The organism is uncultured Draconibacterium sp. (assembly GCF_913060805.1).
GTDB lineage: Bacteria > Bacteroidota > Bacteroidia > Bacteroidales > Prolixibacteraceae > Draconibacterium.
Genome location: NZ_CAJXTC010000022.1, coordinates 53,445 through 74,563, shown reverse-complemented (window position 1 = coordinate 74,563; position 21,119 = coordinate 53,445). Strand labels below are relative to the sequence as shown.

The following is a 21,119-nucleotide window of genomic DNA, read 5'->3' as shown; positions in this document are numbered from 1 at the left end:
CAGAATAAAAATCCAAAACATCAAAAAAATGAAAAAAATTGCATTAATTAGTTTGTTAGCGGTAATTCTGTTTGCCTGTGGTCAACAACCAAAAACGCAGGAGACTACAGTTGAAGCTGAAAAATCGGCTGAAGTATTAAGCGTTGACGACTTGCTACAAAAGGCACCTGAATTAGCCGATAATGAAGTGGTTGTAAAAGGAACCGTATTTCACGTGTGTCAACAAGGTGGCGAGCGCTGTTTTCTTATGGGAAGCACCGAAGATATCTCAATACGCGTTGAAGCCGGTGAAAAATTGGGTGCTTTTACCCAGGAGCAAATGGGAAGCGAATTGGAAATTACAGGTATTCTGAAGGAAGTTTTAACTGAAGCAGATGCACACAATCCAGGTAAAGAACATGGTGAAGAAGAAGGCGAAGTTGAAGACGCCGAAACAGCCGCAGCGCATGAAGTTCTAGCTGACAATCAAGCAGCAGCAGAGCGTGTGTTTTTTATTGAAGGAATGAAGGTGAAAGAAATGACAGAGTAGTCAGGTTCTACTAAATACAAAAAAAGGAAAACAGTTACTGTTTTCCTTTTTTTGTGTCTTCATTTGCCGGAATAAAATCGAGCGAAACAGAATTAACGCAGTGCCTGGTGTTTTTATCTGTAAATCCTTCACCAAAAAACACATGGCCCAGATGACCGCCACAATTGGCACAGGTAATTTCGGTACGTCGTCCATCGGCATCTACTGTACGATTAACTGCACCGTCAATTTCATCATCAAAACTTGGCCAACCGCAATGCGAATCAAATTTATCGGTCGATTTATACAAAGCAGCGCCACACTGTTTACACACATAAGTGCCACTTTCTTTATAATCAGTATACTTTCCGGTAAACGGCCGTTCTGTTCCTTTTTCTAAAATTACGTATCGCTCAAATTCATTTAATTTGTTGTATTCCATTTTTTTAGTGTCTTTTTCTTGGTTTACATTTTGGGCGTAACTACCAAAACTCAAACCAAGAATAAATAATAATACAATTGTTTTCATACCACTTATAACAACCGGAAATCGTGGTGGTTTACTGCCACTCGTTAAGAAATGTAAAGAACAAATATGAATAATGCTACCTTTGGGCATTTAATTAGAACATGAATATTCCAGTATTATATCAAGACGAAGCGATCATTGTTGTGGAGAAACCAATTGAGCTTCCGGTTCATAAAAACGATTTTATGCCCAACGATGCGCCGTATTTAACCAAGTTAATTGGCGATGAAACGGGGAAGTGGATTTACAATGTGCATCGTTTAGACTCGAAAACTTCGGGAGTGATGGTTTTGGCATTCTCGTCGGAAGTGGCCAATGTTTTAACCAAACAGTTTGAGCAAAAGGAAGTGAAGAAAACCTACTTCGCCATTGTGCAGGGCAATCCGGGCGAGGGGACTTTTGACTCGAAAGTGTTGGTGAAAAAGAAATCGAAGTTTAAAAAGCCGGCTGTAACACATTATAAAACATTGCGCACCGTTCAAACCAAGTTGACTTCAAAAGACAAAACTGATATTGAACTGAGTTTGGTGGAGATTAACCCGGAAACAGGACGCTGGCACCAGTTGCGCCAACATTTTGCCAAAAACAGGTTTGATATAATTGGCGACACGCATCACGGAGATTTTACCTTGAATAAAATAATTCTTGCTGATACCGATATCCGGCGACTTTTCCTACATGCCGGTAAACTGGAATTTAAACATCCTGTAACAGGAGAACTGGTTTCTTTTGAATCACCTGTTCCCGAAGAATTTGATCGGTTGCTTAACTTTTATGATTCCTAGATTATTTCATATTACAAAGTTTTTCTGATTAGTTGTAAGTTTTAGTGTAACGATATTTAAAGGAGTACGTCTTATTCAAAAACAGAGACATGAAACGTATAGCTTTAATTTTATCGGTAGGTCTTTTTCTAATGACCTCTTGTGTTTACGAATCGGGAGTATCAGAAGCTTATTCCAAGTATCGTTTTAAAGACGGTGTAACCACGGTATCAGTGCCGGGTTGGGTAATTCATCTTGCAGCCGGGATTGGTGATTTGGAAGAGAGTGAAAAGGATTTGCTGGAGAGCATCGATGGAGTTAAAGTTATTGCCGTTGATGACGATAATTTGAATGCCCGAATTGATCTGCACGAAGAATTTTACAAGAAAATCAGTGAGAAAAAGGATTATGAACAGTTAATGGTTGTTCGCGAGGAAGACCAGAATGTGACTATTTTCGGACGAATGGATGAATCGGTGATTAAAGAAATGGTGATTTTGGTTGGTGGCGACGACAATGCCCTGATTTACGTTAAAGGCGAAATCAGTCCTGAAATTCTAAATAATCAAATTGACATCTCGAATCCCGACCGTTTCTTAAGCTTTAAACATTAATCAGGGCATCGTTAATCGCAATCGAATAGTATAGTTCTTTAGTTTTCGCTAAAGAACTTTTTCTTATGCATTTCTGCATACCCCATTAATTTCTCGGCAATTTCAGGATGCTCAAGAATTACGTTTGTGGTTTCGTACGGATCATTTTCCATATCAAACAATGAAAGCTCAATTTTCGCCGAATAATCATACTTTCCGGGCATTCCGTCTTTTCCTTTTATATCCGTCATCGTGCGGTAATTATGCGGAAGGTGTAACTTCCATTTTCCGTCGCCCGATAGTACTGCCTGAAATTGTTTGTCGTTGGTAAAAGCATAATAATCGTGTGGGTTTGTGGCATCCGGTTTGCCGGAAATAATGTCCCAAACGTTTTTCCCATCAATTTCTGTTTCTGGAAGCGGAATATTTGCCACCTCGCAAAGTGTTGGCAGCAAGTCGATTGTCATTAAAGCCTGAGTTGACTGCTGGTTCCCTTTTAATTTTGCAGGAAATTTGATAATAGTTGCCGAGCGGGTTCCGCCATCAAATGTTGTTCCTTTGGCCTCACGAAACGGTGTTGTACCGGCGTGGTTGCCATAGGCAATCCACGGGCCGTTATCCGATGAAAATATTACAATAGTGTTGTCCTCAATTCCATTATCTTTTAGCGCCTGGTTTATTTGCCCAACCGACCAGTCTAACTCCGTTAAAACATCAGCATATAATCCTTTGCCGGTGATTCCTTCAAACTCGGGGCTGCAAAACAACGGAACGTGCGACATAGCGTGTGGAACGTACAATAAAAACGGTTCATCTTTGTGTTTCGAAATAAAATCAACGGCGTGTTCGGTGTACCATTTAGTCAGCATTTTTTGGTCGGTCGAATCCACATCTTCGATTGTAACTTCACCATTCTCCCAGAATTTTAGTGGCCACTGTCCCCAGTAGTCCGGGCTTTCAGGATGGTGTCTCCACATGTCGTTCGAATACATCAGTCCGCAGGTTTCGTCAAAACCACGGCTTTGTGGACGCGTTTCCGGTTGGTCGCCACAATGCCACTTCCCGAAAAGTGCTGTTTTATATCCTGCATTTTTAAATACTTCGCCAATGGTTGGAAAAGTGGTTTCCAGCCCGCGACCGTTAGGACCGTGTGCCCCAAAAACCTTTGTTCTCCCAGGGTAACAGCCCGAAATAAGTGCCGAGCGCGATGCCGAACAAACTGCCTGTGGTACATAAAAATTCTTGAACATTATACCTTCTTCTGCCAGCTTTGTTACGTTGGGCGTTTCAATACGGGTTTGCCCAAAAGGGGAGAAATCAGAGTATCCCGAGTCGTCGAGAAAAATAATTACAACGTTGGGTTGTTTGGTTTCCTGAGAATTGTTGGAACACGAATTTAGAAACAGAGCCAAAACGGCCAGGCAAAAAAGTTGCTGTAAGTTCATTATTATAAAATTTAATATCGGCTAAAATAGCATTAAATTGAAAGTAGCAAAATGACAGTTCGAAGAGTTGGCTAAGTTTTTTAAATTAGTAGAAAGTTTTTGAATGAATTTCACTGCGCAAATAATACTTCTATTGGGCGGACTGGCATTGTTCCTGCATGGAATGAATGTAATGACTGACGGTTTAAAAGCCGCTGCCGGAAGTAAAATGAAGGCCTTCTTGCAAGGAATGACCCGCAACCGCTGGACTTCGCTGGTGGCCGGAACCGGAATCACAGCAGTTATACAATCGTCGTCGGTAACCACGGTTTTGGCTGTAGGATTTGTTTCGGCAGGTCTGATCTCTTTTCAAAGTACGTTGGGAATTATTCTCGGCGCCAATATTGGTACCACAATTACGGCGCAAATTATTGCTTTTAAAATTACGAAAGCCTCGTGGATAATGATTGCCGTGGGATTTCTCGCCGGATTTCTATTCAAAAAAAAGATCGTTAAAAATGTAGGCACAATAATTTTAGGTTTAGGCTTGGTTTTCCTGGGAATGAGTGTTATGAGCGAAGCAACAGCACCATTAAAAAGCTATGAACCATTTTTAGCGTTAATGGAGGGCCTCGATAATTACGTTTATGGGATTTTGATCGGGGCATTATTTACGGCGTTGGTGCAAAGTTCTTCGGCCACTACCGGAATTGTAATTATTATGGCTTCGCAGGGATTAATTGATATTGAGCCGGCCATTGCCATTATTATGGGAGCCAATGTGGGAACTTGTGTTACGGCAATTTTGTCGGCATTGGGAAAACCAAAAGCTGCGATGAGAGTAGCCGTTTCGCATATTCTTTTTAATGTTTTGGGTGTAGTAATTTGGTATGGTTTTATTGCACAGCTGGCCCATCTTGTGGAAGATATTTCACCCGGAAGTGAATCACGACAAGTGGCAAATGCGCATACACTATTTAATGTAGCTAATACTTTCTTGTTTATTTGGTTGGTTAATCCGATTTCAAAACTGGTGGTTTGGTTGGTTCCCGAGAAGAAAAAGAAAGAGGAAAGATTATTTCCGGAGTTGCACGATTTCTACTTGGAAGATGTTAGTCTTGCTTTGGATTTGTCGCAGAATTCCATCGCTAAACTGGGCGAAAAGGTGTTTGAGATTTTAAAAGCAGGCATTCCGATGGCTTTAACCGGCAAAGAAAATGAATTGGTTGCGCTGAGGAATAAGGATGCCATAATCGATAGGGGACATGCCGAAATTTTAACGTTCCTGCAGAACATACAAAGTCAATCGATAAGCAAGGAACAAACCCATATTTTGGAGCGGCAAATAGAAGCAGTGAATGTGCTTGAGTCGGCAGCCGATGTTGTTACAACAGCTTTGGTTGAAGCCGCCGAACACCGGATTGAAAAGGGTTTTGATGTAAGCATTGATACGGTACGGCAAATTGCTGTTGCCCATAATATGGCCCTGGATGCTTTTGATAAAGCGGTACAATCGTATCTTGTAGATGACACTTCGGTTGATGATTCACTGGCCAAAGAACGTTTTAAACAAACACTTCAGGACGTTCGTTTGTACCTTATCGACCGACTCTCTGTAACCGATGAAAACCGCATTGAGATCTATCGTTTTGAATCGGAAGTACTCGAGGGAATCCGGCGAATTCACGCGTTGGCAAGGCGGTTAAAAAGAAAGGCGGGCTAACTTCTGTCTCCATAGTATCCCGCCTTCTCAGAGTTGTACGTGTTGCTAGTACTTATCTTTTTATCACTTTCTCATTAAATGTATGCGCATCGGTTTTTACAACCACCAGGTAAATGCCGGGAGCTTTATCGCTCATATCAATTGTTGTTAAAGGTGCAATGATTGGCTGTTCCGTAACTTTTTTACCAACTGTATTATATATTGAATAAGAAGCTTCTGCTGAAAAGTGTGACAGTTTCAGATTCAGCTGGTCAGTTGTCGGATTTGGATATAAATTTAAATCCATCTTGTAAAGTGACTGTGCATCCGTTTCTGGTGCTGACGCTTTCATCATAGGTGGATCAAACGAAACCAGGTAATCTTCAACTTCTCCTTCAAAATCATCATCGCACGATGCCGGTGCTTTTCCAACTTTCATTGAAATACGAACACGTGTTGTCCCCGTAACATACGAAGGAATGGCAATCGTTTCAGCAACTGAACCTTTTTTGTTGTTCAAGGCCAGCACTGTTTCGTCGGCATCATCAAAATCACCATCGTTGTTAAAGTCAATCCAAATTCTCCAGAAATTACGGCTTGAAGAATTATTTGGCTCCAAATTAACGGAATACGAGCCACCTGCATTCAGCGTAAATGGATTTGTATCAAGCGAGTAACCATCGCCATAACTGTTAACAGTCAACTCATTTCCAATATTCACGCTTTGAATGTAATAATTGGCACTGCTGATTAAAGCAGGTTCGCAATAAGTTGATGGAGTAGGTGTTGGTGTAGCTTCGTTATCAGTAACATCAATGTAACTTGTTAAAGTTAGTTCCGATGCTGTGAAACCTGTTTTGTAGGCGATCAGCGTAACATCGTATGTGCCTCCGGTTGCATAACTAACCGTTGGATTTGGTTCAGTACTTGCCGATGGCGTTCCACCGGGGAAATACCATTGATAACTGGTTGGTTCGTTCTCCGATAAATTCGAGAACTGAACAGTTTGTCCGGCATCAATAGTTGTTGAATTGGCACTAAATGCCGCTACTGGTGGCACAGGAGCCGGTTCTGCAATTGTAATGGTGTAATCTTCCACCTCTCCTGAGCCTGCGAAATCGCAAGCCGTTGGGTTGCTGCTTCCCATTGCAACCCTCATGCGAGTGGTAATATTGGTTTGCGGGATATAAATTGTTCCGTTAACTGCTGACTTGGATTTTGATGATGTAAAGACCTTTTCATCTTCCGTAAATTCTTTGTCAGAATTAAAATCAATCCAAATGCCCCAATATTCAAAACTGCTTTTTCCGTTAAAACCAGGAACCAGTGTAAAACTGTTGTTGCTGTTAGCAGTAAGGTTGAAACTCGTTGTTGTGTTGTCAGCATATCCTTCTGAACCTGAAGTGTAGCTGTTGTCTCCCATGTGCACTTCAGCGATCCATTCATCTGTTGCGTCAGGTGCAGGAATACAATACTCCGGATCAGGAGCTTTTTCAACTGTAATGTAATTTTCAACGGTTTTAGTATTGTTTCCGGCTGCGTTGGTAACAGTCAGCGAAACTTTATAACTGTTTGGCGAACTATAAGTTACTTTTGGATTCTTTTCGTTAGATGTCGATGGATTACCACCTTCGAATACCCATTTCCAAGATGCCGGTGTATTTTTCGACTTATCAGTGAAAGTAATTTCTGCACCTTCTATTACTGCTGTGTTATCAGCAATAAAATCTGCTACAGGAGCTTCCAGTGTATCCTGAACGGTAATGTAAGTACTTTTTGTTACTGTATTCGAACCTCCGTCATTTGTGGCAGAAAGTGTAACGGTATATACACCAGGAGTGGCATAAACAACCGTTGGGTTTTGATTGGTAGACGACGCTGGTGATCCGCCTTCAAATGTCCAGTTCCATGCGGTTGGAGTATTGACAGACTGGTCGGTAAACGAGACAGATTGACCTTCTGAAATTACTGTGTTGTCAGCTGTAAAAGCAGCAACAGGAGCCTCAATCGTATCAATTACCTGAACACAGTTTGTTATTGTTTTTGTATTTGTACCGCCGGAATTGGTAACCGTAAGCGTAACATCATATGTTCCGGGAGTAGCATAAACTACTTTTGGATTTTGAACATTTGATGTTGACGGAGTACCACCTTCAAAAGTCCAGCTCCATGCAGTTGGTTCGTTAGTGGTTAAATCGGTAAACGAAACTTCAGAACCTTCGTTAATAGAGGCTGGTGTAGCCGAAAAGCTTGCAACAGGGGCATAAACCGGTTCTGTTACGTTAATATAAGCTGTTTCAGTTTTGGTATCAGTTCCGTCAGCATTGCTGACTTCTAAACTAACACTAAATGTGCCAGTTGTATTATACGTTACAGTTGGGTTTTGCTCGGTAGATGTTGATGGAGTACCGCCGTTAAAAGTCCAGTTCCACGATGTTGGTGTATTTGTAGTAAGGTCGGTAAAACTCACACTCTGTCCTTTATTAATTGCAGTGTTGGTTGAAGTAAAGTTCGCAACCGGAGTTGGAGCTCCATTTAGTGGCATACAGTAACCATATTCATCCAGTGGCCCTTTAGTTGGATCAGAATCATCACCGTCTGCGAGATCAGGACATGGAGGACAGTTGGCTGGTTTTTCACCCAGTCCCCACCAGTAGTATCCGTCGCCGTCGCGATCTTCACATACAATATTATAATTTTTAACCGAACTTACCACAGGAGTTTTAAGTCCAAAAGTTGCTTGAATATTATCGATAGGAGTTTCAATGTACACATATCCTTGATCCCCAAAACTATCTCCCCAGCTGTTTTTAAATATCCACACTGTTTTTCCGATCAGTGGATCACTACTCTCTACGGTTTTCCAATATCTATCTAGGTTTAAGTCTCTGTAAAAAAATACATCTCCTTCTTTTACAATCTTGTATCCAACTAAAACCATTGAGTGACTCCAATCTACTACAGCTCCACTTAATGGCCCCAACTCTATAAGCATTGATTTCAATACATCCTCATTATGAGCAGCATATTTATCAGACCATCCAAATTCTTCAAATCCACTGATTTTAATAAATTCGTTAGGATTGCTGGATTTATTAGCACAGGATTCATTAGAAGCACTATAAGGAAATGTAACTTCATCTACGACACCTGTTTTTGTAATATAATCGACAGCATAATAAGGATAACCTCCATCACATCCTCCCGCATTACTGCATGAAATCAAATCTTGTTCAGACAAGTCTAAGTTTAAAAGTTGATTGAAATATAAGTTGGTTATTGCTTCTGTGGCACCAACGCTAGCAAAAGCCCAACAAGACCCACAAAATTCTTGATTCGTAATGGGGGAAATCCAGTTTTTCCCATGTCGATCACGCCAATCCCAATTATCAATATATGGGCTTGTTGAAGTGGCTGATTTTAAAATTGTTGAACCGTCATCTTGTGAAGAGCTTGCAGAAAATACTCCCCCCACATAAAACTCAAATCCTGCAGGGAAGGTGCTTTGTCCAAAGAGCTTTTTGCGTTCTCCATAGCTCATTTGCGAAACACCAGTTTCACCTGCTACCCAATGCTGTCCTCTGGCTTTTAGGTTCTTGTTCAGCTTCTCAATTTTGTCTTTATTCTGAGCCGAACGTTTTTCCTTTTTCTGCTTGTTGTAATCTGAAATTACATCTCCTTTCGATGAGTAGGAGAAGTTTTTTATTGCAACTGAAGCGTTATTCACCTCCACGCTTATGGCATAAGGAACAACGCCGTCCAATAAAGCAGTTTCTTCGGCATAATCAATTAGCGAAACATGATTTGTTCCGTTTAAGATTGGGGAGCTCTCTAATAAAAGGTGTTCGTTAAAATCCTGATCGAGTAATACCAAACGTACCCAGCCATCTGCCGATGAAAATTCAATATCCGCGCTGGCCGCAAGTCCATAGATCTTTTTGCCCTGTCCTTTAAAAGGGTTGATCTCTACTGTTTTTGAATAGGTTTCATCAATGGTAATTGATTGATGATCTTTACTTTCCAACTTGAAATGTGGGTTTTGGGCAAACGTACTTTTCCCAATAAATGCTATAAATAGCATTAGCAACACTAACTCTGGTTTTCTCATTTTTGTTTTAATCTAGTGGTCCATACTTCTCCTGTATCAATGATTAACATTGATAAATCTCTCAACGTGTTATAAAAATTCTAATGGATAGAATCATTATTACAACTTTATTTCACATAGCTAGACTTTTTTTGATCCTTTCTGAAATTAGAAATACATGGGAACAAAAGCGTCTTTAATCAGTTCTCTTTAAAAAGGTTTGCGATGTAAATCTAAATCACTGATTATTAACATGCAATAGATTTTCTTAACAGCACGCTATTTAGAAAAATTCTTGGATGTTAATTTCATATCAAAGTACCAGTGTTTTCTATATGTTCAGCTTTTTGTAGGTACTACAAAAAATAGATAAAAAATTTATCGAAGGAATTGTAAGTGTTTGATATTGTGAACATTCGGATTGTTATGTAAAGTTTTTTTGCCTAAATTAACCAGTATAACAAACACTCTCAGTCAGTTTATATCCTATTCATTTATCAGTAATTAATACAAAATGTCTTCTTTTTTAACTAGCTAATCTTCAGAGACCTGGAACTTTTATGTTTTCTTTTCGTTTTAAAAGTTGTGATGAATCAGTCGGAAAGAAAAAAAATAATATTGGTTGATGATAATACCATTTGTCGTGAGGCCTTAAAATTACTTTTCAACGAGGCCAGTGGTTTTCAGGTTGTGGCGTGTTATACTTCATTAGATGAGATAAAAAATGCCGAGGATTTAGATTCAGGCGAACTTTTTTTATTGAGTTATACATTGCCTTTTGAAGACTTGATACCAGTTGCCGATTGGTTGAAGAAAAGATACACGGATATTCCTGCCATTTTAATAAACGTTGGCAAAGCTGATAACGTGGTTTTGCAAGGTATAATGAATGGTATTAAAGGGATTATCTGGAAATCGGATTCAACAGGAGAGTTACTTTATGCCTGTAATAAAATCTTAAATGGCGATCGATATCTGAGAATTAATGAAAGGGACTTAAAATCGGATACCGCTAAGCTAAAGACCAATAAAGAATATCTAGATAAGATTTCGACGAGAGAATTAACCGTGTTGAAATTGTTCGCCAAAGGTTATTCGTACAAACAAATTGGTGAGGAGCTTTCCATTAGTCCACGAACAGTGGAGTCGCATAAGAATAATATTCTTGTTAAACTTGGAATCGGTTCGTTGAAAGAACTTATTGGTTATGCTGTCAAAAATAATATCGTCTGAGTTAATTTATATGCAATTCGCTCACCCAGAATAAAGGACTTGAATATTTAAGAAAAAGAGCTGCAGAGTGCGATCATTGGCATGGCCGAAGATTCCCTTATAAAAATTAAGAACCTTCAATTTCTTATTTAATAGCTATTTTACTACAATTTAATTGTGCATTTAAATGAAATATGAGTTTTAAATGGAAAACATATAGAATACTAATAGGTATTTTATTGCGTAATTTTACGGAAATATTTTACGGAAAATTACGGATTGACTGGCTACGTAAAAAGTGGTATATTGTATCTTGAATTCACGTAATTCCAAGCCCCACCCTTAAATTAGCAATAGTGGAATCCCTTGCGCAGTTGGATTTATTCCGACTTTGTAAGTGTATAATGATAAAAAATGGGGGGATTATGTGCAATGTTGCCATATTGGAAAACTATTCACTTTTTTGTTCCGGCATAAAGTCGGTACTGGAAGATTCAGGAGAGTGTAAAATAGTTTTTGAATCGAAAACTATCAACGAGTTTATAAGCAAACTGAAGGTCCAAAAGCCCGATGTAATTCTAATTGATATCATTCATTGTTTGGATGAAGGAATCAGTAGTATAAAAAAAATCAGACGAAAAACTTCGCGAACTCCGGTTTTACTGGTATTAAGTACCGATTATTCTGACTTTTTCGAGGAGTATATTAGCCTGGGAGTTAATGGTTTTATCTTTAACGATGCCGGAAACGATATGTTGGTAAATGCTATTAAAACTGTGAAAAACGGAGATGATCATTTCCCTCCACGAGTATGGCAATTACTTAAAAAATATTTAAGAAGTAAGAAGGTTTCTGTAACCTTCGAGGATAAAAGGATTCTAACCAACAGAGAACTCTCTATTCTGAAACTTTTCTGTAAAGGCTACACTTATAAAGAGATAGGTGTTAAATTGAATATAAGCCCACGAACAGTAGAGTCGCACAAAAAAAATATACAAACAAAATTAAGTGTAAGGTCTACTGCAGAAATGATCGAATTTGCCTATCAAAATAACCTACATTAATACCTTAATTTCATACCCAATAAGCACAAAAAAATTCAGGAAAATTCCCGATTGAATCGAATTTTATCTTATGGTAACTTGTATCTGCAATTCTGAAAAGGTTGTCATGAAATGATAAATAAGGGTGGAAATTGCATCTTGCCCCAGATGTAATTTCAAAAAATCATGACGAATACATCCGGACGCCTAGAAGGAAACTTCTCCTTTTGAAGATGAAGGTAATTGAGTAAAACAGAGACTAAAACAAACTTGGTTTACAAAATTATTTTAACTCTTCAAAATTACATGTATGAAACAAAATTACGTAGAACCTTCGAGAACAGATTTCTCGTTGTCTGAAATGAAAAAATGGCTATTTCGATGTTGGTGCAGTGGTGTAACATTACTTCTTTTAGCCATTTTTACGGCTCCTGTTAGTTATGGACAAATTGTAACAGAGGGAGCCACTGTCAAGGCAAATTTTGGTATTGATTCTGATATTTATGCTGATACTCTTACAGTATATGAAGGGAGTTATGTATATAATACAGACGATTGGTTTGATACAACTCTGTATTCAGGGTCTGGATCAGGGGTTATTGACCAAACAAATGCCGCTGCATTACTCCAAGATGTTCTTGCCGACTACAATACTTCTTTTGAATTAAGAATGAGTGTGCCAAGAAATACTCTAAATGGTGGTTATCTGTGGATTGATGGTGTTTATTTTCGTGACTGGAACTCTCAGGGTGGTTTTAATGACGAAAGTGTATTTACTGGTGGTCAGGATAAAAACGGAGGTAATCCCGCTACCTGGAGTTTAGGAACAGGAGGTACGCCTCAGAAAAATGATCTAGTTGATGTAATGGGTCATATGAGGGAAGATACCAATGGTGATATTTATGGAATAGGTGCTTTTACTACCATTTCATCAGATGGTAATTCACATGCCGATTTTGAATTTTTTAGAAACCAGCTTGATTTTAGTGGTACTGCATTAACAAATCTCGATGATGATGCAGGTCATACGGCATGGGAGTTTGGACCTAAGGACGTTACGCAGGCAGGAGATTTGATTGTGAGTATAGATTTTGAAAATGGAGGTACAGATCCTGCAGCTTCAGTTAGATTATGGATGTCTGACGCCACCTTTGCTGCGCTTTCCATAGCAATGCCAGATTCTGTTGACTTTACTTTAACCGGTGAATTCGATAGTGGTGAAGATGCTGACGGTTTTGGTTATGCCGGAATTGAAGCCACAGGATCGTTTGCAGTAGCTTGGGCTATTGTAAATGTAAATGATGCTGTGTTGGGCGCACCATGGGGAAGTTTGGAAGCAAAAGCTTGGTATGAGGAAATTCAGGCACTTCAATATGCCGAATTTGCAATTAATTTAACGGAAATTGGTCTCGGTAGTTTTGGAGGCGATGATGCATGTAATAAAACTTTAGGTAGTTTGATGGTTAAAACACGTGCTTCTGCTTCGTTTACTGCTGAGTTAAAAGACTTTGCAGGGCCATTTCTTTTCGGTTATGAATTAACTACAGATGTGGCTGTTCATAATTCGGAAGAATGCCAGGATGAAGTGTCTTATGATATTGATTTAACAGCTAATGTTGATACTACATTTGGCAATATTATAACATATCATAATACTTTTGAAGATGCTGATAAATTCTTAGGAGTAATAGACGATTCTTTATCGCACAATATTCCTGCTAATGAAATGCCTAAAACAATATATGTCAGGGCTTCTAATCCGCAGGATGTTGAATGTTACGTTGTAGACAGTTTTATCATTGGATTTTATCCGAATCCTGATTTGGAAGTTATGAATTTGGATAGTTGTGAAAATGGCGAAACAGGTGAAAAACTTTTCGATCTTTCAACAGCTGTAGTATCTTATGGTGGAAGTAGTCCAACTTATTATTCGAGTTATGCGAACGCGAATAATGGTTCTCCAACTATTTCTCCACTGGTTACTGTTTCTGTTGGCGATTCAACTTTTTGGGTTAAAACAGTTAGTACTAACGGCTGCGACAGTATTGCAGATGTACTAGTTACTGTATATCCGAATCCTGTGTTGGAAGTTATGAATCTTGACAGCTGTGGAAATGGCGAAACAGGAGCAAAGTCTTTTGATCTGTTTACCGCTGTGACTGACGATGGTGGAGGTACTCTAAGTTACTTTGCCAGTGAGGCAGATGCAATAACTGGAACAAATTCAATAAGCCCTTCAGTAATTGTGTCCGTAGGAGATTCCACATTCTGGATTAAGACGATAAATGCTAATTATTGTGAGGATATTGCAGAAGTACAGTTGACTGTATATCCGAACCCTGTGTTGGAAGTAACGAATCTTGACAGTTGTGAAAATGGAGAAACAGGAGCAAAATCTTTTGATTTGTCTACCGCTATAACTGACGATGGTGGAGGTACTGTAAGTTACTTTGCCAGTGAGGCAGATGCATTAGCAGGAACAAATTCAATAAGCCCTTCAGTAACTGTTTCTGTAGGCGATTCCACATTCTGGATAAAAACAATAAATCACAACAATTGTGAGGATATTGCAGATGTACTAGTAACTGTATATCCAAACCCAATTTGTAATACAACGGCTCATGCAGCATCCAATCAGTTTCTATATGATGGTTCTGCTAAAGTAAATACTCCGGATATAGTGTCCTATTACTGGTATACCACTGATGGTACTATTGGTGGCGGGCAAGGTACAGACTCCATATGGGGAATAGAAGGTAGTGTAGGAGGTATAGCATATTATGTTGATTTAGTGGATGTAAATGGATGTGAGGTAACTTGTATGGTAAGAATTTCAGCACCGACCTATACAACACCACCATGTACAGTTGATACAGAGGATGCAACATGCGACGGGGCTTCAGATGGTTGGGCTAAAATAGCAACCGTACCTACAAATTATACTAACTATTTGTTTGAATGGTATGCCTTACCAGATGATGTGACAGTAATTAGTAACGACACTATGATTACCGGATTAGATTCAGGTGATTATAAACTTGTAATTACTGATACGTCCTTAACTGTGCCGCAATCAGTGAATTGTACAGGAACTGTTGGTGACCGCGATCCAGTGATTTTGACTTGTCCAAATGACACTACTGTTACAACTTGTTTGACCTCTGCTGAAATTGAAACAGCATTTGATGAATGGATGGCAAGAGTAACAGTAATTGGAAGTGACTCTATACTTACTACTGATTGGGATAGTGTAACTTATCCTGATGCTTGTGGTGATACTGTAACTGTAACGTGGACATTACATGATGAATGTGCTAATCCGAATACTTGTTCAGCAACATTTAGGTTGCCAGCACCAGCTGATCTTGTAGTGACTGATCCGAGCGATGATGATGACAACAGCTCATGTGACTATGATAGTCAGGAACAGCTGAGTGCAGCATTTGATGCGTGGATGTCAGCATCGTTGACCGCAATACAAACAGAGCTTGTAGGTCAGGGTTGTGATCCTCAGGTAACAGAGAATGACTGGGATGAAGTTTACCCGGTACTTTGTGAAGGCGATACGATCACAGTAACATGGACTATCGAGGATCTGTGTGATGAAACGACCGCTAGTGCAACGTTTGGAGTAGCCGGCGTAGATGATCTTGTAGTGACTGATCCGAGCGATGATGATGACAACAGCTCATGTGACTATGATAGTCAGGAACAGCTGAGTGCAGCATTTGATGCGTGGATGTCAGCATCGTTGACCGCAATACAAACAGAGCTTGTAGGTCAGGGTTGTGATCCTCAGGTAACAGAGAATGACTGGGATGAAGTTTACCCGGTACTTTGTGAAGGCGATACGATCACAGTAACATGGACTATCGAGGATCTGTGTGATGAAACGACCGCTAGTGCAACGTTTGGAGTAGCCGCTGATACTGAAAAACCAACAGCAGATAATTGTCCAGAACCTGTTGATATAGGATGTGATCCGGAATATGTAGACTGGATGCCTATGGATACTGTTACTTGGAGTGATAATTGCGGTGTGGCGGATAAAGGTGTTATCGAAGGTACTCCAACAGTATCAGACGACGGTTGTTACTACGAAGTTGTTCATACACACTGGGCAGTTGACTATTGCGGCAACAGAGAGACATGCGAACAGACCATTACATGGATGATCAATCAATATGGTGGTTGCGAAACTGCATTTGCCCGACTGGATGAAGAATTATCAGAAACAAATGATACCTTAGGTGCAAGGTGTTTCCTTGAAGATGGATATAGCCGATGGGGTTGGACGAACTTAATTCAAGAAGGTAAAACTTACTATATGCCTATATATGCCGGTGCAGCTCAATGTGATGAGAGCAAAGGCACGCATGTTGGCACTGCTGTTGTTAACTTTGAGAGCGAAGGAGTTATCACTGTATACTATGACTTATTTGATGGCTGGATCTTATCAGAAGCTCATATCTATGCGGGTGAAGATATGTATCCAAGCATGAAAAATGGTAAACCAACGGTTGCTCCGGGACAATATAATATAGTTTATGAAGGAGCTCAACCATTAGATGGCTTTGATCTGGAATTAACGGGAGCACCGAAATCTGTTTTCATCATTATTCATGCCGTAACCTGTATTCCTCAATGTGTTTGTGATATAGACTACTTCAATCAGCAAGCATCATTATCCGGAAGCGTAATGATTGCTCAGGATAAAGGTAAAGGCAATGGTAAGAAGAAAGTTGAAACAGAAGATCTTGACTTGCTGGAGAGCGAATTCAAAGCCTTCCCGAACCCATTCGACGAGGTAGTGAACTTCGAGTTTGTACCTGCAGTTAGTGGTCATGCTGTTCTTGAAATTCATAATATGCTTGGACAACGGATTGTTCGTTTACTCGACAAACCGGTTGAAGCAGGTGAATTGCAGCGCGTAGAATTCAGACCTGAAACAGAAATTTCAGGAATGTACCTCTACAAACTGGATATTGACGGAGACATCCGTATTGGAAAACTTATATACCGAAATAAATAAAATACTTTTTCAGAATCAATAAATTACAACTTTACTGAAAAACAGTAATTGATTTCGGGAGGTTCTACTAAAAGTAAGATGAGAGGCTAGCTCAGAGGAGCAGCCTCTTTTCTTTTGTATTTTTCCATAATTGATGGTAGTATTGAGTTTTGTAGATTTCTTACATAAATAGTAGAACGTCATCCTGAACTTGTTTCAGGATCATTTTTAATTGATTTAATCAATCTAGTGATAGATGCTAAAACAAGTTCAGCATGACGAAAGAAACATTATAGTATTCATATTTATTATTTCCCACAACATTTATTTTGAAAGGAATATGAAAACAAAAAATCACGTATTTATAGCCACAAGTTTAGACGGTTTTATTGCTGACAAAAATGGTGGACTCGAATTTTTGAACAGTGTGCCCAATCCGGAGCATAAAGATCTTGGATACAATACTTTTATTGATAAGATTGATGCTATTGTTATGGGGCGGGGGACTTTCGAAACGGTGCTGGGCTTCAACATTCCGTGGCCTTACCAGGTGCCTGTATTTGTGGTTAGTTCAACCTTGAAATCAGTTCCTGATAATTTGATTGGCAAGGTGGACATTGTAAATGGAACTCCGTCAGAAATTACTCAAGAATTAAACGAAAAAGGATTTGCCAATATATACGTTGACGGAGGAACTACAATTCAGCGATATCTAAAAGAAGACAGAATCGACGAGCTAATAATTTCCACAATCCCTGTTATTTTGGGAGGAGGTATTCCATTGTTTGGAGATCTTTCTCAAGTATTCGAATTCGAATTGATTTCATCAGAAGTATTTCTAAATGCCATCACACAGGTTAAATACAGACGCAAACGATAAGCAATATTCGTTTCGGCTAATTCTTTTTCCGTTTAACTCCTCTCAATGGCTCAGCCTCCAACGGATTGTCAGGCCAGTGATGTTTCGGATAGCGTGCTTTTAATTCCTTTTTTACCTCGAAATAGGTAGTGGCCCAAAAGCTGTTCAAATCATCGGTTACTTGCACGGGCTTAAATCCCGGCGATAAAAGGTGCAGTAAAACTTTTACACTTCCATTATTAACGGTTGGCGTGTCGAGCATCCCAAATACTTCCTGCAAACGCACAGCCAAAATCGGTGCTTCGCCGCCTGAACCATATTTAAGTTTAATGTTCGAGTCGCTGGGCACTTGCAAACGCTCAGGTGCCAGCTTATCCAATAATTGTTGAAGGTCGTAATTCAAGTAGTGTTGAAGTACTTCTTTTAGTTTGATTTTCTTCAGGTCTTCGGGCTTTTTTACATCGGAAAGATAAGGTGAAAGCCATTCATGGTTAGTTGCCAACAAGTGGCTGGTACTCACATCAGGCCAGTCATTAGTTGCATCCCATTGTCTCAAACTGATTATCCGGTTTTGCCATTGTTCAACTTCCGCATTAAAATCAAGCAGCCAGGCACCTTCCTTTTTTATGGCATCTGAAATTGCCTTAATTTTCTGGTCGATGTTATACTCCTGTAATGGTTTTTGTTGAAGAATAATGCTGCCAATTCTTAACTCTGAAAAAGCAGAAAAACCACCTCTTTTTGTATCCCAACTGATGGATTCAACATTTTTAACCATCGGTGCAAGGTCGCGAGGATTTAGTGGCGATGCCAAAAATATTCGGCCAACACCATCCCGGGCATTTACACTTGCGATCGACAGCCAATCTTCATGTGCAAGGTCGTCTTCGTGCCCGGCAGCCGCGATATTCCCGTTTGCCAGTTTAAATTGGGCATTGTTGCCCGGAGTAGCATGAGCAATACGTTCCGGGTAAGCATAGGCCAGCAATAAACCGGTTTCAAATGGATCAACAGATGAATTGTCTTCATCAATATTGAGCATTTTCTGGTATTGCCCCGAAATCTTTGCAATATGTTTTAATCGCTTGTTTTTTAATGTTCCGGTACGATAACGGCGCAAAGCTTCAATGCGTAAATTAATATCGATTCCGGCATCGCGGTTTAAGGGATCGCGTTCTTCCAAAATAGCTGCAATATCGCATGCCAGTGCTGTAACATCCTCGTTTTGCGCCAACAGCAACATGTGCGCCAATCGCGGATGACAAGGGAGACGATGAATCGCTTTTCCGTGTTCAGTAATTTTTCCATCGTCAATGGCATCCAGTTGCTCCAGCAGTTCGTTGGCTTGCAAAACATGTCCTTTTGGTGGTGGAGTTAGCCAGGTCAGTTTATTGATATCGTCGACACCCCATTTGGCCATTTCCAGAGCCAGTGACGCGAGATCAGCTTCTTCAATTTCGGGAGTGCGGTGTTTAATTAAACGATGATGTGTGGCTTTTGTCCACATGCGGTAACAGGCGCCGGGGCCAAGTCGACCAGCACGTCCGGCTCTTTGATCGGCTGAATCTAAAGTTATTTCAACTGTTTCGAGGCGCGACAAGCCTGTGTTTGGATTAAATTTAAGTGTCCGGCTAAAACCGCAGTCAACCACAACTTTAACGCCTTCAATCGTTAAGCTGGTTTCGGCAATGGATGTAGCAAGTATAATTTTACGCTGTCCTTCGCGGCCGGGCATAATAGCAGCAAACTGTTTTTGTGGCGACAGCTGGCCGTAAAGCGGATGAATGGCAATTCCTTTGTGTTTGCTTCGAATAATGGCCTCTGTATTTTTGATTTCTGCTTCACCAGGCAAAAACACCAAAATGTCGCCATCATGATTTTGAACCGCTTTTGTAATTACACGGCTTGTTAATTCCGGAAGAAGCTTGAGATCGTTGTCTCCTTCGTAATGAATTTCAACGGGATACTGACGACCTTCGCTAACCACCGACGGAGCATTAAGGAGCTGCGTAAGTTGGGGCATATTCAGCGTGGCCGACATAATCATGATTCGCAAATCAGGACGCAAAATCTGCTGTGCTTCGCGCGACAAAGCCAAAGCCACATCGGCAAAAAGACTGCGTTCGTGAAACTCATCAAAAATTACCATTCCGATGCCTTCCAACGCATTGTCGCTTTGTAGCATGCGGGTCAGGATTCCTTCGGTAACCACTTCAAGTTGTGTAGATTCACTTACACAATTGTCAAAACGAATGCGATACCCAACACGTTTTCCAACCGGTTCCCCCAAAAGTTCTGCCAGACGAGTGGCAATACTTTTAGCTGCAAGACGACGCGGCTCCAGCATGATAATCTTTTGCCCATTCAACCAATTTTCTTCAAGAAGAACAAGTGGGATTACGGTACTTTTACCGGCTCCCGGAGGCGCATGTACGATTAATGTATTTTCCTTTTGCAGGTGATGTTTTACCTCGTTGATTACGTCAACGATGGGTAAATTGGTTGTATGTGGATCGAAACTCAATATATTCTGTTTAAAATGCAAAAGTAGATCGATTTTATATAAAAACAGCGGGAAAAACTTAATTCACCCGCTGAAAATATTTTATGTATTACTAATTAATTAGCTATATCAATTCCCACCGGGCAATGGTCGGAACCCATAACTTCGTTTAAAATATAGGCTTTTTCTACCTGTGGAATAAAACTTTCAGAAACAAGAAAATAATCGATTCTCCAGCCTACGTTCTTGCCGCGCGCTCCGGCCCGGTAGCTCCACCAGGAGTATTTATCGGTGGCATCGGGGTAAAAATGGCGGAAAGTATCAACCAATCCACCTTGTGTAAAGCGGTCCATTCCGTCAATCTCTTCCTGCATAAATCCGGCCGATTTATTGTAGTTTGGCTTTGGTCGTGCCAAATCGATAGGGCGGTGGGCTACATTAAAATCGCCACACACCACAACCGGCTTCGTTTTTTCCATTTCTTTCAGGTAGTTGAAAAATGCGCGATCCCATTCCTGACGGTAATCAAGGCGTTTTAATTCGCTTCCCGAGTTCGGTACATAAACATTTACCAAATAAAACTTTTCGTATTCGAGGCACAAAACACGGCCTTCAGTATCATGGACCTCAATTCCCATATCGCGCGAAACGCTTACCGGTTCTGTTTTTGAAAGGATGGCTGTTCCCGAGTAACCTTTCTTTTCGGCCGAATTGGAATAAATGTGATAACTGTTTATTGGAGCCAGTGTTTCAGTAACCTGGTCATCTTGCGCTTTGGTTTCCTGCAAGCAAAGGATGTCGGCATCCAACTGTTTAAAATCTTCAAAAAAGTTCTTTTTGGCAACGGCACGTATTCCGTTTACATTCCACGATATAAGTTTCAT

13 protein-coding genes are annotated in these 21,119 nt (G+C 40.1%); 8 read left to right on the top strand and 5 right to left on the bottom strand.

The features are described 5' to 3' along the window. Positions 1-28: 28 nt before the first annotated feature. Positions 29-529 carry a hypothetical protein gene (locus QZ576_RS14230; RefSeq protein WP_297098313.1) on the top strand — a complete coding sequence of 167 codons (501 nt, stop codon included), beginning with the start codon at positions 29-31 and terminating at the stop codon, positions 527-529. Between the two features lie 34 nt (positions 530-563). Here QZ576_RS14230 and QZ576_RS14225 read toward each other — a convergent pair whose 3' ends face one another. Next, positions 564-1,037 carry a methionine-R-sulfoxide reductase gene (locus QZ576_RS14225; protein WP_297098311.1) on the bottom strand — a complete coding sequence of 158 codons (474 nt, stop codon included), beginning with the start codon at positions 1,035-1,037 and terminating at the stop codon, positions 564-566. Positions 1,038-1,138: 101 nt separating this feature from the next. Between QZ576_RS14225 and QZ576_RS14220 the strand changes: the two genes are divergently transcribed. Both QZ576_RS14220 and QZ576_RS14215 read left to right on the top strand, forming a co-directional pair. Then, positions 1,139-1,822 carry a pseudouridine synthase gene (locus tag QZ576_RS14220; protein ID WP_297098309.1) on the top strand — a complete coding sequence of 228 codons (684 nt, stop codon included), beginning with the start codon at positions 1,139-1,141 and terminating at the stop codon, positions 1,820-1,822. An 89-nt stretch (positions 1,823-1,911) separates the two neighbouring features. Continuing rightward, positions 1,912-2,415 carry a DUF4252 domain-containing protein gene (locus tag QZ576_RS14215; protein WP_297098307.1) on the top strand — a complete coding sequence of 168 codons (504 nt, stop codon included), beginning with the start codon at positions 1,912-1,914 and terminating at the stop codon, positions 2,413-2,415. Positions 2,416-2,453: 38 nt separating this feature from the next. Here QZ576_RS14215 and QZ576_RS14210 read toward each other — a convergent pair whose 3' ends face one another. Beyond that, positions 2,454-3,839, bottom strand: a complete 1,386-nt coding sequence (locus tag QZ576_RS14210; protein ID WP_297098305.1) for a sulfatase — start codon at positions 3,837-3,839, stop codon at positions 2,454-2,456. A gap of 103 nt (positions 3,840-3,942) precedes the next feature. Here QZ576_RS14210 and QZ576_RS14205 point away from each other — a divergent pair, with 103 nt between their 5' ends. Beyond that, a complete protein-coding gene (locus QZ576_RS14205; protein ID WP_297098303.1) occupies positions 3,943-5,541 on the top strand; it encodes a Na/Pi symporter in 1,599 nt (532 codons plus the stop codon). A 52-nt stretch (positions 5,542-5,593) separates the two neighbouring features. On the opposite strand, the gene QZ576_RS14200 is transcribed toward QZ576_RS14205, so the two are convergent. Then, positions 5,594-9,628, bottom strand: coding sequence for a PKD domain-containing protein (locus QZ576_RS14200; RefSeq protein WP_297098301.1), 4,035 nt, complete (start codon positions 9,626-9,628; stop codon positions 5,594-5,596). Positions 9,629-10,195: 567 nt separating this feature from the next. Between QZ576_RS14200 and QZ576_RS14195 the strand changes: the two genes are divergently transcribed. The 4 genes from QZ576_RS14195 (at position 10,196) to QZ576_RS14180 (ending at position 17,753) form a co-directional block, all read left to right on the top strand. Then, a complete protein-coding gene (locus tag QZ576_RS14195) occupies positions 10,196-10,840 on the top strand; it encodes a response regulator transcription factor (protein ID WP_297098299.1) in 645 nt (214 codons plus the stop codon). Between the two features lie 404 nt (positions 10,841-11,244). After that, positions 11,245-11,883 (top strand): response regulator transcription factor, encoded by a 639-nt coding sequence (locus QZ576_RS14190; RefSeq protein ID WP_297098297.1) that lies wholly within the window; start codon positions 11,245-11,247, stop codon positions 11,881-11,883. 289 nt (positions 11,884-12,172) lie between these two features. Next, positions 12,173-16,894 carry a T9SS type A sorting domain-containing protein gene (locus QZ576_RS14185; RefSeq protein WP_297098295.1) on the top strand — a complete coding sequence of 1,574 codons (4,722 nt, stop codon included), beginning with the start codon at positions 12,173-12,175 and terminating at the stop codon, positions 16,892-16,894. A gap of 319 nt (positions 16,895-17,213) precedes the next feature. Continuing rightward, positions 17,214-17,753 carry a dihydrofolate reductase family protein gene (locus tag QZ576_RS14180; protein ID WP_297098292.1) on the top strand — a complete coding sequence of 180 codons (540 nt, stop codon included), beginning with the start codon at positions 17,214-17,216 and terminating at the stop codon, positions 17,751-17,753. A 16-nt stretch (positions 17,754-17,769) separates the two neighbouring features. Here the strand turns inward: QZ576_RS14180 and hrpB are convergent, their stop codons facing one another. Beyond that, entirely contained in the window at positions 17,770-20,256 is a 2,487-nt protein-coding gene (hrpB, locus tag QZ576_RS14175) for an ATP-dependent helicase HrpB (RefSeq protein WP_297098290.1), read from the bottom strand. A gap of 95 nt (positions 20,257-20,351) precedes the next feature. Beyond that, complete coding sequence (locus tag QZ576_RS14170) at positions 20,352-21,119, bottom strand: exodeoxyribonuclease III (protein ID WP_297098289.1); 768 nt, start codon at positions 21,117-21,119, stop codon at positions 20,352-20,354.

Bases quoted from the DNA above. Each gene is read 5' to 3' on its own strand.
- QZ576_RS14205 (WP_297098303.1), top strand. From the start codon at position 3,943: ATGAATTTCACTGCGCAAATAATACTTCTATTGGGCGGACTGGCATTG.
- QZ576_RS14195 (WP_297098299.1), top strand. From the start codon at position 10,196: ATGAATCAGTCGGAAAGAAAAAAAATAATATTGGTTGATGATAATACC.
- QZ576_RS14220 (WP_297098309.1), top strand. From the start codon at position 1,139: ATGAATATTCCAGTATTATATCAAGACGAAGCGATCATTGTTGTGGAG.
- QZ576_RS14190 (WP_297098297.1), top strand. From the start codon at position 11,245: ATGTGCAATGTTGCCATATTGGAAAACTATTCACTTTTTTGTTCCGGC.
- QZ576_RS14215 (WP_297098307.1), top strand. From the start codon at position 1,912: ATGAAACGTATAGCTTTAATTTTATCGGTAGGTCTTTTTCTAATGACC.
- QZ576_RS14225 (WP_297098311.1), bottom strand. From the start codon at position 1,037: ATGAAAACAATTGTATTATTATTTATTCTTGGTTTGAGTTTTGGTAGT.
- QZ576_RS14230 (WP_297098313.1), top strand. From the start codon at position 29: ATGAAAAAAATTGCATTAATTAGTTTGTTAGCGGTAATTCTGTTTGCC.
- QZ576_RS14200 (WP_297098301.1), bottom strand. From the start codon at position 9,628: ATGAGAAAACCAGAGTTAGTGTTGCTAATGCTATTTATAGCATTTATT.
- QZ576_RS14185 (WP_297098295.1), top strand. From the start codon at position 12,173: ATGAAACAAAATTACGTAGAACCTTCGAGAACAGATTTCTCGTTGTCT.
- QZ576_RS14210 (WP_297098305.1), bottom strand. From the start codon at position 3,839: ATGAACTTACAGCAACTTTTTTGCCTGGCCGTTTTGGCTCTGTTTCTA.
- QZ576_RS14170 (WP_297098289.1), bottom strand. From the start codon at position 21,119: ATGAAACTTATATCGTGGAATGTAAACGGAATACGTGCCGTTGCCAAA.
- QZ576_RS14180 (WP_297098292.1), top strand. From the start codon at position 17,214: ATGAAAACAAAAAATCACGTATTTATAGCCACAAGTTTAGACGGTTTT.